Origin of the sequence: Acinetobacter sp. IRS14 (genome assembly GCF_034650275.1) — a bacterium.
In the GTDB taxonomy this organism is placed as follows: domain Bacteria; phylum Pseudomonadota; class Gammaproteobacteria; order Pseudomonadales; family Moraxellaceae; genus Acinetobacter; species Acinetobacter oleivorans.
On sequence record NZ_JAOVFN010000004.1, the window covers coordinates 183,628 to 200,119 of the forward strand.

General features: G+C 39.9%; 12 protein-coding genes. 8 read left to right on the forward strand and 4 right to left on the reverse strand.

The features are described from left to right. Positions 1 to 3: 3 nt before the first annotated feature. Positions 4 to 2,070 carry a choline transporter gene (locus ODQ17_RS05960; protein WP_005303243.1) on the reverse strand — a complete coding sequence of 689 codons (2,067 nt, stop codon included), beginning with the start codon at positions 2,068 to 2,070 and terminating at the stop codon, positions 4 to 6. Positions 2,071 to 2,190: 120 nt separating this feature from the next. Then, positions 2,191 to 3,813 (reverse strand): BCCT family transporter, encoded by a 1,623-nt coding sequence (locus ODQ17_RS05965; RefSeq protein ID WP_004794056.1) that lies wholly within the window; start codon positions 3,811 to 3,813, stop codon positions 2,191 to 2,193. Positions 3,814 to 4,078: 265 nt separating this feature from the next. Between ODQ17_RS05965 and betI the strand changes: the two genes are divergently transcribed. The 7 genes from betI (at position 4,079) to ODQ17_RS06000 (ending at position 13,068) form a co-directional block, all read left to right on the forward strand. Beyond that, positions 4,079 to 4,702, forward strand: coding sequence for a transcriptional regulator BetI (betI, locus tag ODQ17_RS05970; protein ID WP_005303239.1), 624 nt, complete (start codon positions 4,079 to 4,081; stop codon positions 4,700 to 4,702). Beyond that, the gene (gene betB, locus ODQ17_RS05975) at positions 4,695 to 6,167 is read left to right on the forward strand and encodes a betaine-aldehyde dehydrogenase (protein WP_322902378.1); all 1,473 of its coding nucleotides are present in this window, start codon (positions 4,695 to 4,697) and stop codon (positions 6,165 to 6,167) included. Before betI ends, betB begins: the two co-directional genes overlap by 8 nt. Before the next feature lie 95 nt (positions 6,168 to 6,262). Further along, positions 6,263 to 7,921, forward strand: a complete 1,659-nt coding sequence (gene betA / locus ODQ17_RS05980; protein ID WP_322902381.1) for a choline dehydrogenase — start codon at positions 6,263 to 6,265, stop codon at positions 7,919 to 7,921. A gap of 510 nt (positions 7,922 to 8,431) precedes the next feature. Further along, entirely contained in the window at positions 8,432 to 10,072 is a 1,641-nt protein-coding gene (mqo, locus tag ODQ17_RS05985; RefSeq protein WP_049837649.1) for a malate dehydrogenase (quinone), read from the forward strand. 91 nt (positions 10,073 to 10,163) lie between these two features. Continuing rightward, positions 10,164 to 10,634, forward strand: coding sequence for a hypothetical protein (locus ODQ17_RS05990; protein ID WP_322902384.1), 471 nt, complete (start codon positions 10,164 to 10,166; stop codon positions 10,632 to 10,634). Between the two features lie 215 nt (positions 10,635 to 10,849). Beyond that, positions 10,850 to 11,728: a homocysteine S-methyltransferase family protein gene (locus ODQ17_RS05995; RefSeq protein ID WP_322902386.1), complete on the forward strand. Its 879-nt coding sequence runs from the start codon at positions 10,850 to 10,852 to the stop codon at positions 11,726 to 11,728. Between the two features lie 5 nt (positions 11,729 to 11,733). Next, positions 11,734 to 13,068, forward strand: a complete 1,335-nt coding sequence (locus ODQ17_RS06000) for a basic amino acid/polyamine antiporter (protein ID WP_107881073.1) — start codon at positions 11,734 to 11,736, stop codon at positions 13,066 to 13,068. Positions 13,069 to 13,123: 55 nt separating this feature from the next. On the opposite strand, the gene ODQ17_RS06005 is transcribed toward ODQ17_RS06000, so the two are convergent. After that, a complete protein-coding gene (locus ODQ17_RS06005) occupies positions 13,124 to 15,037 on the reverse strand; it encodes an esterase/lipase family protein (protein WP_322902388.1) in 1,914 nt (637 codons plus the stop codon). A 149-nt stretch (positions 15,038 to 15,186) separates the two neighbouring features. Beyond that, positions 15,187 to 15,894, reverse strand: coding sequence for a YoaK family protein (locus ODQ17_RS06010; RefSeq protein WP_005303224.1), 708 nt, complete (start codon positions 15,892 to 15,894; stop codon positions 15,187 to 15,189). A gap of 321 nt (positions 15,895 to 16,215) precedes the next feature. Between ODQ17_RS06010 and ODQ17_RS06015 the strand changes: the two genes are divergently transcribed. Continuing rightward, a complete protein-coding gene (locus ODQ17_RS06015; RefSeq protein WP_016138988.1) occupies positions 16,216 to 16,491 on the forward strand; it encodes a hypothetical protein in 276 nt (91 codons plus the stop codon). The last annotated feature ends 1 nt before the right edge of the window (position 16,492 follow it).

Sequence of the window (16,492 nt, forward strand, 5' to 3'; positions counted from 1 at the left end):
CTCTTAAGCTTGTGGATCGGGGAACAATGGACGATTCCCTGGGCTAATACGATTAATATGTAAGAACGTCATATGTCTTTCATATTTATCTAAAATGTCATTAATAACCTGTTCTTTACTGTAACCGACTAGATCGTTATCTTGAGAGCCATCATAAAGATACGTTTCAAGACGGTAATAGAACTGTTTACCTCGTTTCACACGTTGACTGAAATTCGGTGCGCTATAGCGTACAGGCCAGATCTGGTAAACGAAGTTTTGTTCTTCTTCCAAATGAATAGTGAAATCCAGATGGAAAAGCGTTTCTTCATCTTCAAGCGGCGTTTGCTGTACATCTACATTCATGCCCTGCTTAATAAGCTCACCTGCAACGGCCTGAACAGCTGGTAGACAAACTGCATCTAGCATGCGTTGAGTTTCAGTGGTTCCTGGATGATGCATCACTCGAGTTAAACGCTGTTTCCAATTCAGAATATCGACATTACCGACCACTGGAGCTGCGTTCATACTTCGACTGGCTTGTCGGTAATCTTCAAGCCTCAGCGACTTATAAAGCCCTGCCATCACAAGGAACATCACGAAACTAAAAGGTAGTCCCATAATGATGGTCGCGTTTTGCAAAGCAGTAATCCCGTTGGTCATGAGCATGGCGAGCGTTAATAAACCAATTGCCACTGCCCAAAATACGCTTAACCAACGCGGAGCATCATTATCGATATTCGTAAGTTTAGTCGTGAAGTTACCTAAAACCAGCGCTCCCGAATCGGCAGAAGTCACGTAAAACAAAAGCCCTGTTACGGTGGCAATTGAAGCGATAAAGGTAAAGCCCGGATATTGTGCTAACAGGTCATAAAAACCATGAGCTGGATTTGCTAACACCGTCGCTGCTAAGGTTTGGTTACCTTCAAAAATAACGCTGTGCAGTGCACTATTACCAAAAATGGATAACCAAGTGAGTGTAAATAGAAGTGGAATAATTAAGGTACCGCATACAAACTCACGAATGGTACGTCCTCTTGAGATACGTGCCAGAAAGAGTCCTACAAATGGAGACCAAGCAATCCACCATGCCCAGAAGAAGAAAGTCCAACTACTCATCCATTCTTTAGGTTGTTCAAAAGCAAAACTTTGTAATGCTAAAGCAGGGAAACGAGTTAAATAGTCACCAATATTTTGAACAAGGGCATTGAGTAAAAACTCAGTATTTCCTAAGAATAAAATAAACAGCAATAACCCGACCGAAACATAAATATTGATTTCAGATAAAATCCGTAGGCCTTTATTGACCCCAGATGTCACCGAAATAACACTAATACCGACCGCGACAGCAATCAGGATAAATTGCATCCAGATATTTTCTGGTAACCCCAATAACACATGTAGGCCATAATTCAGCTGTACCACTCCAATCCCGCAGGTCGTTGCAATACCAAAAATTGTCCCGATCACGGCAGCCGTATCAACACTATGCCCAATTGCCCCATTAATTCTGTTCCCGAAAATTGGGTAAAGTGCAGAACGAATGGTAAGCGGTAAGTTATAACGATAGCTAAAGTATCCCAATGACATACCGATCAAAGCATACATACACCAACCGGTTAAGCCATAGTGGAATAAGGTCCAGACCATACTTTGGCGTGCTGCCTCATAGGTTTGACCGGCTCCGACTGGAGGTTGCATATAGTGAGATAATGGTTCAGCGACCGAGAAGAACATCAGATCGATACCGATACCAGCCGAAAACAGCATCGCAGACCAACTGAGTAAACTAAACTCAGGTTTTGAATGCTTAGGTCCTAATTTAATACTGCCGTATCTTGAACAGGCAATAAAAATCACGAAAACCATATATAACGTTGCGGCAAGCAGATAATACCAACCAAAGGTTGACGTTACCCACTGGAGTACGGCGTTCATGACTCTATTTGCAAAATCATTGAACAAAAACGTGACGAGAGAAAAAATTAAAATAAGTACAGCTGAAAAATAAAAAACCACACGGTTGAGCGGGTCTTTTTTAGATTTAGATAATGTTAAATCATCAACTGCTCTTGGATTATCTGTTGCCATACAATCCTCAAGGAATAAAATAAAAACAAAATATTTAATTTCGTCTTTTCACTCTTATTTAAAACAATGAAAAGACGACTTTAAACGCAAAAAATAATATATAGATGTGATCGGTTGAGGTTATAAAACCTCAGTCACTTTATTCTGGTCACAATTCGACGGAACCGAAATGTCTTTTGAAACAGCTAACTGTTTTTTCACTAATTGAGGGTCAAAATCATCTTGCTTTAACGCTTTGGCTAAACCAAACATATAGAGCAAAATAATGACTGAAAATGGTAAACCACATAACACCACAGCACTTTGCATGGAGTTAAAACTACCGGCCAAAAGCAAGCCAATACTTACAATGGTAATTACCACAGACCAAAAAACGCGTAACCAGATCGGTGAATCACTATCATTGGTGCCCCCTTTTGAGGACAAATTAGCGATCATTAGTGTACCAGAGCCAACTGGTGTCAAAAATAAAACGAAACAAATTACAACAACAATGCCAGCAACATACGGATTAAACGGCAGATATTCGAGTAACTTAAATAAAGATAATGCCGGATCAGTTAAAACCATATCGCCCAAAACTTTTTGTTTCTGGTTCAAAATAAAGTAAATGGCAGTATTTCCAAAAACCGAGATCCAAGCCAGTGTAAAACCTAGAGGAATCAGGCATACACCCAATACAACCTCACGAATCGTACGTCCTTTTGAAATGCGCGCAATAAACATGCCGACAAAAGGCGCCCATGCAATCCACCAAGCCCAATAAAATACTGTCCATGACCCTAACCAGCCACTGGCTTTTTGATTGTATAAATACATATCAAAACTTTTACCAATAAAATTGCTTAGATAATCTCCCATATTCTGTACAAGACCATTTAATAAATGATTTGTAGGACCTGTTAAAAATACAAATAAAAGCAAGGCATACAGCAGACGTAAATTAATACGTGATAACCACGCCAAACCTTTTTCAATGCCAACCACTGTCGTAATCGTGGCAACACTCATCATAATGAGAACAGCAGCAATTAAGGTGACTGAATTATTAGGAATTTGCGGAAGTAAATAACAAATGCCTGATACCAGCACCAATGCTCCGATTCCCAAGTTAGTGACCAAGGAAATAACCGTCGCTAAAATTCCAAAGCCATCGACAAAATCACCAACTAACCCATGGACTCGCTCGCCAAAAATTGGGTAAAGCGCTGAACGCAAAGCTAGTGGTAAATTTTGTCTGAAAGCAAAATAACCTAAAGTGACTCCGAGTAATGCATAGAGTACCCAGCCATGGATGCCCCAATGCAAAAAGCTATAAGTCATGGCATTGCGGGCTGCCTGAATGGTTCCTGACTCACCTTCCGGCGGTCTTAAGAAATGATCAACAGGTTCAGCAACACCATAATAAAGTAGTGCAATACCAATACCTGCCGAGAACAACATTGAAGTCCAAGCCAAATAACTAAACTCAGGTTTGTCATCGTCTTTTCCTAATGGAATCTGCCCTACTTTTGAAAAAGCGAGCCAAGCGACAAAGCCCAAACACAGCACAATAACCAGCATGTAGTACCACCCAAAAAAGTGATTTACCTGCTCTTGTACATAGGTCAGCCAAAACTGACTTTTTTCAGGAAACAGCACAAAAAGTAGGCCAAAAATGCCAATACTGATGGCTGAACTCCAAAATACAAAACGATTTAACCGAATATGGTCTGAAGAATATTTATCACTTTTCAACACCATCTTATTGCTCCTTGCAATCGGTGTATTTTCTCAAAATAACGTGATAAGTAATGTACTTATGCGCATCATCCTATCCTTAAAAACTTTTGATTTTAGCGCTTTATTCCTCGTGCTAATCTTCAAAAATTCATTGATTTTTATATATCATACTTGTTATTGATTGAACGTTCAATCAATAACAAGTATGATAAAAAAAGTGCTATGATGCTCTGCAAGTTAACATGCTGAATTTAAAGCACCACTAAAAGTGCTGATGTGGAAAAACATGACAAAACGCAGAGTAAAACCAGAGCACGTGCGACGTGAAGAAATTATGAATGCCGCACTCGACGTGATTTATGAAGTGGGGTTATCCAATACCACCATTGCTCAAATTGCAAAAAAAGCCGAGCTGTCGACCGGCATTGTCAGCCATTATTTTGGCGACAAACAAGGGTTGATAAATACCTGTATGCAAGAAATGTTAAATGTTCTGCGTCGTAAAACCGAACAGTACAGAGCAGAAGCAGATTCGCATCCAGAGAGCCAAATTAAGGCCATTATCGACTCGAACTTTGACATTAGTCAGGTCAATGAAAAAGCAATGCGGGTCTGGTTAGACTTTTGGTCAGCGAGTATGCATGTACCAGACTTAAGCCGCTTGCAAAAGATTAATGATCAACGCCTGTACTCTAACTTGAAGTTTTATTTCCTCAAGTTAATGAATGAACAACAGGCCAGTGTTGCCGCTAGAGGGTTGGCAGCATTGATTGATGGATTATGGTTACGAGGCAGTTTAAGCCGTCATAACGAATTTGACAGCAATCTTGCCCGTTCCATTGCTTACGATTATGTACAAACGCAAGTTCAATTTGCGAACAAGCCTTTGCAGGAGAGACAAAATGAGTGATGCACAAGTTCATCAACTGTATATCCATGGACGCTACGTTAACGCAACCAGTGGAAAAACATTTAATAGTATTAACCCTGCCAACGGCGAGACAATCGCGACTCTTCAACAAGCTTCTGAACAAGATATTGAAGCTGCTGTACAAAGTGCCCAACAAGGACAAAAAATCTGGGCTGCCATGACTGCCATGGAGCGTTCACGTATTTTGCGTCGTGCTGTCGACATTCTTCGTGAACGAAATGATGAGCTTGCGCGTCTTGAAACACTCGACACAGGTAAAGCTTTTAGCGAAACATCTACAGTCGACATCGTGACTGGCGCAGATGTACTCGAATATTATGCAGGACTTGCAACCGCCATTCAGGGTGACCAAGTTCCACTTCGCGAATCAAGTTTCTTTTATACACGCCGTGAACCTTTAGGTGTGGTTGCTGGTATTGGTGCTTGGAACTATCCAATTCAAATTGCTCTATGGAAATCTGCCCCTGCCCTTGCTGCCGGCAATGCCATGATTTTCAAACCAAGTGAAACCACTCCACTTACTGCATTTAAACTTGCAGAAATCTATACAGAAGCTGGCTTACCAGACGGCGTATTTAACGTGGTGCAAGGTGCTGGTCGTGAAATCGGTCAGTGGCTCACTGAACATCCTGTGATTGAAAAAATCTCATTCACTGGTGGTGTGGAAACTGGCAAAAAAGTCATGGCAAGCGCTGCTGGCTCTACGCTTAAAGAAGTGACCATGGAACTTGGAGGTAAATCGCCACTAATTATTTGTGAAGATGCTGACCTTAACCGTGCTGCAGATATTGCAGTCATGGCGAACTTCTTTAGCTCAGGTCAGGTATGTACCAACGGTACGCGCGTATTCGTTCCAAAATCACTTCTAGCCGACTTTGAAAAAGCGGTTGTAGAGCGCGTAAAACGTATTCGCATTGGCGACCCAATGGCTGAAGACACGAACTTCGGACCTCTCACTAGCTTCCCTCACATGGAAAAAGTGTTGTCTTTCATTGAGTCAGGCAAACAACAAGGCGCTAAAGTGTTAATTGGCGGTGGCCGCGCAACAGAAGGCGAACTTGCCAATGGTGCTTATGTACTACCGACTGTATTTAGCGACTGCACCGACCAAATGGCCATTGTTCAAGAAGAAATTTTTGGACCTGTCATGAGCATTTTAAGCTATGAAACCGAAAAAGAAGTCATCCGTCGTGCTAACGACACCACCTTTGGTTTAGCTGCTGGCGTTGTTACACAAGACATTAGCCGCGCTCATCGCATTATTCACCAGATTGAAGCTGGTATTTGCTGGATTAACACGTGGGGCGAATCGCCTGCCGAAATGCCAGTGGGTGGCTACAAACAATCTGGCGTGGGCCGTGAAAATGGCTTGACCACACTTGGGCACTATACCCGTATCAAATCTATTCAAGTTGAACTTGGCAATTATCAAAGCATTTTTTAATGCCTAAATCGCTCTAAACACTTCAACCTAAATCACATATGCCGAGCAGTCTTTATAGATTGCTCAGGCAAACTGTTAGTAAAAAAAGGATAGTTATGAATATTAAAGAATATGATTACATTATTATTGGCGCAGGATCTGCCGGAAATGTACTCGCTGCACGTCTTACTGAAGACAAAGATACCACCGTTTTACTCTTAGAGGCAGGTGGCCCAGATTATCGCTTGGATTTCCGTACACAAATGCCGGCAGCTTTGGCCTACCCTCTTCAAGGTCGTCGCTATAACTGGGCTTATTTAACTGACCCAGAACCGCACATGAATAACCGCCGTATGGAATGTGGTCGTGGTAAAGGTTTAGGTGGCTCATCTTTAATTAATGGTATGTGCTATATCCGTGGTAACGCAATGGATCTAGAGCAATGGGCAACTCATAAAGGCCTTGAAAACTGGTCTTATGCCGACTGTTTGCCTTACTACAAAAAAGCCGAAACCCGTGACATTGGTGAAAATGACTATCATGGTGGCAATGGTCCTGTATCCGTTGCTACACCTAAAAATGGCAACAACGTGCTATTCCATGCAATGGTTGAAGCTGGTGTACAAGCAGGTTACCCACGTACTGACGACTTAAATGGTTACCAACAAGAAGGCTTTGGTCCAATGGACCGTACAGTTACCCCAAAAGGTCGCCGTTCAAGTACTGCACGTGGTTATTTGGATATGGCAAAAGGTCGTCCAAACCTGACTATTTTGACTCACGCGACAACCAATAAAATCTTGTTTAATCAAAAACAAGCGATTGGTGTTGAATACATTATTGGCGCTGATCAAAACAACTTGCAACGCGCCTTGGTTAAACGAGAAGTGTTACTGTGTGCAGGTGCAATTGCTTCACCACAAATTTTACAGCGCTCGGGTGTTGGCGAAAGCAATTTCTTAAAATCAATGGACATTGATGTCGTTCATGATTTGCCGGGTGTAGGTGAAAACCTGCAAGACCATTTGGAAATGTACTTACAGTATAAATGTAAGCAACCCGTTTCTTTATACCCTGCCTTGAAATGGTATAACCAACCTGCGATTGGTGCCGAGTGGCTATTTAATGGCACAGGTATTGGTGCAAGTAACCAGTTTGAAGCAGGCGGATTTATCCGTAGTTCGGACGAGTTCAAATGGCCAAACATTCAGTACCATTTCTTGCCAGTTGCCATTAACTACAACGGTAGTAATGCCGTGAAAGAACATGGTTTCCAAGCACACGTAGGTTCAATGCGCTCCCCTTCACGTGGTCGTATTAGACTGAAATCAAAAGATCCGTTTGAGCATCCAAGTATTTTGTTTAACTACATGTCGACTGAACAAGACTGGCGTGAGTTCCGTGATGCAATTCGAATTACACGTGAAATCATGCAGCAACCTGCACTTGATCCATATCGTGGTGATGAAATTAGCCCGGGTAAACATTTGCAAACCGATGCAGAGCTTGATGACTTTGTTCGTAACCATGCAGAAACTGCTTACCATCCATCTTGTAGCTGTAAGATGGGCGAAGACGAAATGGCTGTCGTAGATGGTCAAGGCCGCGTACATGGTATGAATGGTTTACGCGTAGTTGATGCCTCAATCATGCCGCTGATTATTACCGGTAACTTAAATGCAACCACCATTATGATTGCCGAGAAAATTGCAGACCAGATTCGTGGGCGTGAAGCATTACCACGTTCAACTGCACCGTTCTATGTAGCATCATAAAATCTTAAAGGGCATATTTCTTATGCAGAGATATGCCCTTAATTTCATATTCATTGAGCCAATATTAATAAGAACTATGTATGACAGAAAATAAGCATTTGTAAGGAGCTTATTTACATAAATATGTGATGAAATAAAAATTAATCTATTTTTATAGGCAAATATTTTTCAAATGATCCAACTTTAACCAAATTAATATTATTATTTTAATTTCAAATACTTAAAATAAAACAATTAACTTAAACTAACTTTTAAAAGCTCAATTTGATTAAATATAAATCATATTTATGATTTTGATGAACCCCATTTATTATAAAAATTGTCTTGTCAATGCAAAATTAGTCTAAAATATAGAGTGTTTGCGATAATCCCAAGTATTTTTTATTTTTTTCGAAGTTCTCTAATTTTGAGAATTCAGTTTCGCATTTATATCCATTTTGTCTGGATACGCTGTCTAGGTTTCCTCACTCCTTAAGTGACTCAAATAACTTATTTTAAGGTCCCCCTTACATGAAAAAGTTTTTGAAATACCTTCTGGTATTAATCATTCTTATTTTAATTGCAGGTATTGTTTTCTTGTTTAGACCAACTGCGTCAAAACAAGTCGAAACTGCAAAAGATGAGCCAGTTGTTGATGCTGTTCTTGTTGGCGGCGGCATCATGAGTGCCACTCTTGGTACTTATTTAACTGAGCTTGAACCAAACTGGCAAATTCGTATGTATGAACGTCTTGACCAAGTTGCTCAAGAAAGTTCAAACGGCTTTAACAATGCCGGAACAGGCCACTCTGGCTTTATGGAAATGAACTATACCGAAGAAAAAAACGGTAAGATGGAAATTGTCAAAGCTGAAAAAGTTGCTTCTCAATTTGAAGTAGCAAAACAGTTCTGGTCATATCAGGTAAAACAAGGTGTTTTAGCTGAACCTAAATCATTCATTAACCCAGTTCCGCACATTGCTTTCGTTTGGGGCGATAACGTTAAATTCCTAGAAAAACGTTATGCTGCCATGATTCAAAGCCCGCTGTTCAAAGGCATGAAATTTACTGAAGACCCAGCTGTGATTAAACAATGGGCACCTTTAGTCATGAATGATCGTGACCCTAGTCAAAAAGTTGCAGCAACCCGTATGGATGTTGGCTCTGACGTAAACTATGGTTCTATCACTAAACAATTAGTGAATCGTTTAGATCAAAACCCAAACTTCAAATTACAGACTTCAACCGAAGTGACTGGCATCAGCCAAAATGATGACAAAACTTGGACTGTGTCTTTCAAAAATTTGAAAACTGGTAAAGTAGATCACGTTAAAACACGTTTTGTATTTATCGGTGCAGGTGGTGCAGCAGTTAAATTATTGCAACTTACTGGTTTACCAGAAGCGAAACAATATGCTGGCTTCCCTGTTGGTGGTGAGTTCTTAATTACTGATAACCCAGCAATTACTGCTCAACACACAGCAAAAGTTTATGGCCGTGCTGAACTTGGTGCGCCTCCAATGTCTGTACCACATATTGATACACGTTATATCGACGGTAAAAAATATGTATTGTTTGGACCATTTGCAACATATTCAAACAAGTTCCTGAAAAATGGTTCTCAGCTTGATTTACTTGCATCAACAAACAAAAACAACGTTTTACCAATGACCACTGTTGGCTTGGAAAACCTTGATCTTGTTAAATACTTGGTGAGCCAAGTCATGATGTCAGATGAAGATCGTCTAAATGAACTTCGTAAATACTACCCAGATGCGAAAGCTGAAGACTGGCGTTTAAGCCAAGGTGGTCAACGTGTTCAGATCATCAAAAAAGAGCCGGGTAAACCAGCAACGCTTCAATTCGGTACAGAAATCTTTGCGTCTAAAGATGGTGCTGTAACTGCATTGTTAGGTGCGTCTCCGGGTGCTTCAACTTCTCCATACATCATGCTTAACTTACTTGAAAAAGCGTTCCCTCAGCAAACTGAAGGTAAGTGGAATCAGAAGCTTCATGAAATTGTAGTGTCTTACAAACAAGACTTAAGCAAAGACCCTGTGTTACTCGACAAAGTTCGTCAGTACACAAGTTCTACGCTTGGCTTGAACTATACATCTCCGTTCAAAGCTGCAAACGATGAAACTGCTGCTGCCCCAGTTGCAAAAGCAAACTAAGTTTGACGATGTATAAATAAAATATCAAAAGGATGAATTTCGATTCGTCCTTTTGTTTTTTAAGCCCTCACTTGAGATATTTAGATTTGCTATGACGCCTTTAAACTCATCACCTCGCCTCTTGTCATTTTGTTTTAAGCTCGTGCTTGTTTTGCTACTGGCTTATCTTTTGGTAAGCGGTTTTTATATGTGGATGATTGGTGGTACAGCCATTTATGTCAGCTCAGCAGTGTTACTTGCTATAACGGCTTATACATTTAAGCTCGCTAAATATCAAAAGCTATGCTCGGTTTTAAATGTACTGATGAGTGTAGCGGCGTTATATTTCAGTACTGCTCATTTATTTTTCTCGCCTATTCAGCTCTTTATATTTTTACCTGCGCTGTTTTTTGCTGTGCTTGCTTTTATTTCTCAGAACAAGACTCGCAGCTTATGTAAACTTTTATTATTAATCAGTTTATTGATTTGGTGTAGCATACACTTTACCCAGCTTGAACAACTTCAAGCCTATTATCAAACCCAGCACACAGGCGAAAGCTGGCAGCAATTTGGTGCTCTATAAGATTTTTTTTATTCTATATTTTCAAATAAATACATACTCTTTTTCACATGAAGTTCATCAGTAAAACTGAACATCATCTACAGAAATCCTTTTAAGAAAAAATATTCATAACAATCTAATTTATTTAGAAATATATCGAGCATATTCGCGATTGTACACGGCTCATCTACACGCTAGATTAATCAAATATTTTTTCTCCCTTTATGTTGTAATTTATGAAGATTTTAGATGGCGGTTTAGGCCGTGAATTGGCCCGTCGTGGCGCTCCGTTTCGTCAACCAGAGTGGTCTGCACTTGCACTCATTGAAGCACCAGAAACAGTAAAAGAAGTACATCTCGATTTTATTAACGCAGGTTCAGAAGTTATTACAACTAATAACTACGCTGTTGTGCCCTTTCATATTGGACAAGAACGCTTTGAAACTGACGGCGTGCGTTTAATTCAAGTTGCTATCGAACAAGCAAAAAATGCAGTTAAAGAAAGCGGCAAAAATGTCAAAATCGCAGGCTGCTTACCGCCGTTATTTGGCTCTTATCGTGCAGACTTGTTCCAACCTGAACAAGCTAAAAGCCTTGCTGAGCCAATCATTAACACCTTGGCACCTGAGGTTGATTTTTGGCTCGCTGAAACTCAATCGTGCTTAAAAGAAGTCGAAACAGTTCATGCGCTATTACCAAAAGATGGTAAAGACTATTGGGTATCGTTTACGCTGCAAGATGAAATTAAACAAGAACAAGCGCTACTTCGTTCTGGCGAAAACATGCAACAAGTGGCTGATTTCATCAAACAATCAAATGCCAAAGCAGTGTTGTTTAACTGCTGCCAACCTGAAGTGATCTTGCAAGCAATTAATCAAATTAAAGGACTTATTCCAGAATCGGTGCAGATTGGTGCCTATGCCAATGCTTTTCCACCGCAAGATGAAAGCGCTACTGCCAACGATGGTCTGGATGAAATTCGTAAAGACTTAGATGCTCCAGCTTATCTTGGTTTTGCTAAACAATGGCAAAAAGCAGGTGCAAGTCTAGTCGGCGGTTGTTGTGGTATTGGTCCAGAACACATTGCTGAACTTTCTCAATTTTTTAAAGAATAAATACCATGTCTGCTGCCAAAATTGGACTATTGTCTCTTACAGCGTTGGTCTTTAGTTCTATGGTGGGGTCAGGCGTATTTAGCCTCCCCCAAAATATGGCTCAAGTCGCTAATGGCTCTGCCCTTCTTGTTGCATGGCTCATTACTGGGGTCGGCATTATTTTCTTGGCTCTCACGCTATTGCATTTAACGCGTCAACGACCAGACCTTGACGGCGGTATTTATAACTATGCACGGGAAGGTTTTGGAGACCTAATCGGGTTTTGCTCGGCTTGGGGCTATTGGTTATGTACCACCATTGGTATTGTCGGCTATGTAGTGATTGCCTTTTCAGGCGTCGGCATGTTTACCGATAGCAAAGACCATATTATTTTTGGTGAAGGCAATACGCTCTACTCTCTGATTGGCTCAAGCATTTTTGTATGGCTGGTGCACTGGTTAGTGAGTCGAGGCATTAAAGAAGCTGCGATTGTGAATTTACTGGCAACCATTGCCAAAATCATTCCAATGGTGGTTTTTATCTTCTTTACCTTTATTGCCTTTAAATTTGATTTGTTCAAACTCAACTTAAATGACTTCTCTTTAAAAGTTCCGCTTTGGCAGCAAGTAAAAGACCTGATGCTCATTACCCTTTGGGTATTTACCGGTATTGAAGGTGCTGTGGTTTTATCATCGCGTGCGAAAAAACGTCATGACATTGGTAAAGCGACCATTTTAGGTGTGTTACTGGCATTAAGTTTTTATGTCATGGTCACAGTATTGGCTTATGGCGTGGTAAGTCGTGAGGCGCTTGCTGGCATGCACAACCCATCAATGGCAACCATTTTGCAGCAACTGATCGGTTTACCGGGCACGATTGTTATTACCATCGGGCTTATTATTTCAGTTTCTTCGTCTTATTTAAGCTGGACGTTATTCGCCACTGAAATTCCATATTTAGCTGCAAAAAATGGTGCATTCCCGAAATTATTTTTAAAGAATAATCAAAATAATGTACCCATTTCATCACTTTGGCTGACCACCATTGTCGTGCAAGGTGCATTGATTGCGGTGTATTTTTTCAATAAAAATTACACTCAGCTTTTATTAATTTCATCGGTGATGATTTTGCTGCCTTATTTTCTGGTGTCGGCTTTTTATCTTAAAGAATCCATTCGCCATAAACGCACGCCGCATATTGCCATTGCAAGTGTCGCTTCAATTTATGCACTTTGGTTGCTCTATGCAGCAGGATTAGATTTATTACTCCTGTCTGTAGTGTTGTATTTGGTCGGCTTGATTATTTTTTCAATCAGCTATTTTGAGCATAAAAAATCGCTCAAACAAAATCAGCTTAATTAATCATTTCAACCACTGTTGAATCATTTCAGCAGTGGTTTTCTAAAAACAAAAAATTCTATTTTGAAGGCTGTGACTGCTTTAAATGCAACCGTAAAATACGGCGTAATTCTAAAATCGCTTCTGGGGTAGTTTGAATCGAATGCCCGCCCTTAATAATGAGTTCCGACTGTTCACCATCTAAATGTGAACTTTGATACGGCACGATCCCATCACTGCTTTTTAACTTATCAGTCGTGCCATTTATGTTCCCCATAATCGAGTGATAGACCACATTGGACGATGGCTGAATGGCTTGCGTAAGCTGCATAAAGCTAGAAGAACGACTTAAATTACTCGCCCCGTTTTCAATTAAACCTTTTCTGAGTTTCGTATTTTTCTCATCTCTCATTTCAACTGCAATAAAAAAGTCAGCGGGCAAACGAATAATACGGCGGGCAATTTGGGTAAACCATCTATCAGCATAGTCAGTACCATGATGCGGTGCCGAAACAAAAACAACCCGCTTAAAATAAGGCAAAGCTTTGAATTGAAAACGCTCTAGCACCACCGGATTTTCTTTTAAACGGTTTAGCTGGGCTTCATTCATTTTTTGCATGGCTTGATCTGAAACATCGGCATCGCTTACTAAGAGGCGACTAATCACTCCACCCATACTATGTCCAACCAGCACTGCATCGTGTGCAGCATAGCTGTCTTTAGCAACATTTTGAAAAGCCTGATTCAGCAAAGAATAAATCTGAAAACGACTTTCAAAAATCGGCATATTGGTTGAATAAAACACCTGCCAGACTTGATAGTTATTCCTCAATTCGGCATCGCCCATAATATCATTGGTTAGGCTCACCCACGCCTCTGGGCTACTTGCCAAGCCATGAATAAATACAATGATTTTCTTATTCGGGTTAAAGGGTTCCAGCATATATAAATGCGGCATGATCAAATTGGTTTCTTTATTAATTAAGGACCAATAACCTGCTGCACCTAAATTATATTTTGACAACCAAAGCCCATAAGGCGCCGAATAGTTTGCAGTAAGCGGATAGTCCACACCTTCAACCTTTACACGGTCTTGTCGATATGGATCAAACATCGCAATTTCTAAATCTGCTCCAGCAATGACCTGATCTGCTGTAGCTTTTTGTTTTGGGTAAGCAATAGCAGTGACTGGAAAGAAGCGTGGTAAATGGATGTTCGGATTATTCTGGTGAGCGTAAAAAGCATCGGGGTCTAAAATGAAGCCGTGATTTACATCATTTTCTTTACGCCCGACAATAAACTCTGCCCCTAAACCATCCTTACGGTTAACAGTATTAAAGCCAGAAAAGTTCATGTTATAGCTTGAACGAAAAGTATCGACTTCAATTTTTTGTACATCTACAGCATGGTCAAAATTGACGTGGTACTCATGACCATCTGCTTTAAGCAGTGGTGGAAAACGATGCGTATTTAAATGATTAAAATACGTGGTCATGAGCTTCGACAAAGCCACGTTATAAAAAATACGCACCTGATTTTGACGATGGTCAAATACCCGATCGAATGGCGACTCTTCAGAGTCAAATAAATAGACATAACTATAGCGCAAGCTTTTATCAAACAGCGCCAACTCTTGCTCAAGGCAACTATTACTTTTATTAATGACATTACATTGGCTATTACGTCCGACGTCTAAAGCTTTTGCCAAATAAATTTCACTGAGCGCAGCATAGCGTTCTTCTCGGCTACTATTTTCAGATAAGCTTTGAATTTTATTTAAACAATCATCAAAATTTTGCAGACAAGATTTTTCGTCTTTTTTAACTAAATACAGCAAGTTTTGAGTTTGATGACTTAAGGTGCCGTCAGTCAGAATACTTTCATTCTTACTTTTTAAAGCATTGCTTAAATTACTTTCTTTTAAATTAATGACCTGACAGCCACTGAGCAAAGCCATTATTGTTATGATTGAATAATGATAAGACTTTGTCATTGTGCATTCCTTAATCGAATGTATTCCCCATCTGGTCATTATGCCTGTAAAGCAGTGAACGAACAATTTCGGCTCAGCTTCCATTTTCCTTTATTGCAAAAAAAAGCCTGAACTCATTTTAATTCAGGCTAATTTATTATTTTTTCTAATCAAGCTTGGTTAAACTTTTGCTGTGAAGCTAAATAAGAAAAATACAAAATGGGTAAGATAAATGGCGCTACACTCCAGAAGTCAAAATAGACATAAAGTATCGCTCCCAAGAAAGCACCAATTACAAACCCAATCACAATACTGGCACTTTTTAGAAAACTTGCCCGATTGGCTGCATTATTGTTTTTAAGTAAGTTGGCAATATCAATACCAAGCTGGGTAGTGTTACCTGTCATCATGGTGCTTGGGCTAATATTTTTAATGAGGGTTTTGCTGGAAGTATTACGAATAGCCAAAGCAATTAAACCCAACCCGCCTGTTACTGCAACTGTTAATGCATCTGGATTTTTAAATGGCTCAAAGTAAAGTCCTGCAACCATAAAGGCACATAGAAAAATAGCTTCAAATAAAAATAAATAAGACAGTGTTTTGTGCTTAATCTGACTACGGTCAATTAACAGTTTCGTGATCACCACCGTCAAAATAAATAGCGGAATAGCAGCAAGCTTAATCCATATGCCAGCGCCGCCTTTAACCCATGCAGCACCTGCCAATACTAAGTTTCCCGTAACATGCGCGGTAAAAAAACCAAACAGCGCAATAAAACCAATGGTATCAATTGCCCCACCCACCATGGTCAACAAAACAGGATCTCGACATATTGCCCAGGTACTTTCTGTCTCTTTTTGAATTGGGGTATCTGCCATATAAAATATCCTGTTAAATTAGAGTTTTAAAACAAGTAAGTTGTATATAAATGATTTAAAAATGAGTAATATTAAAGTGTTTATGAAAGCAAAAAGCGATGTAAAAAAATAGGGTGCGTAATGTCGCAACACTGTCTTTAAAATGGCAACAATTAAAATTGAGTGTTTTTAAAACAATAAACGGTTCTCAACTTCAAATCAATTTGACCTCTAAAACTGTTATAACTATGATGAAGCCGCAAGTTGATATCAATTGGTTTTGAACCTGAAAAAGTTATGCCAAGATATGGATAATGAAAAACAACAACCAAGAGTAGATATATGTCACTTTATAATTTTTCAGTTTTTCTAGGTGGATTATTATTTGTATCGATTGCCTCTGCTGGCTATAAAAGTAATGCACACCGTGATTTTTACTCAAAATGCATCGCAGCTGGACACAGCCGTTCAACCTGTCTGTGTATTTATCATCGTTTAGAGCGTCAATATTCCCCTAAACTCATGCATAAACTTGGAAATTTAAGTCTACAGAGCCCTGAGGTACCGCGTGATTTTGTGAAAACCATGATGCGCACCATGCAACAGTGCAGATCATAAT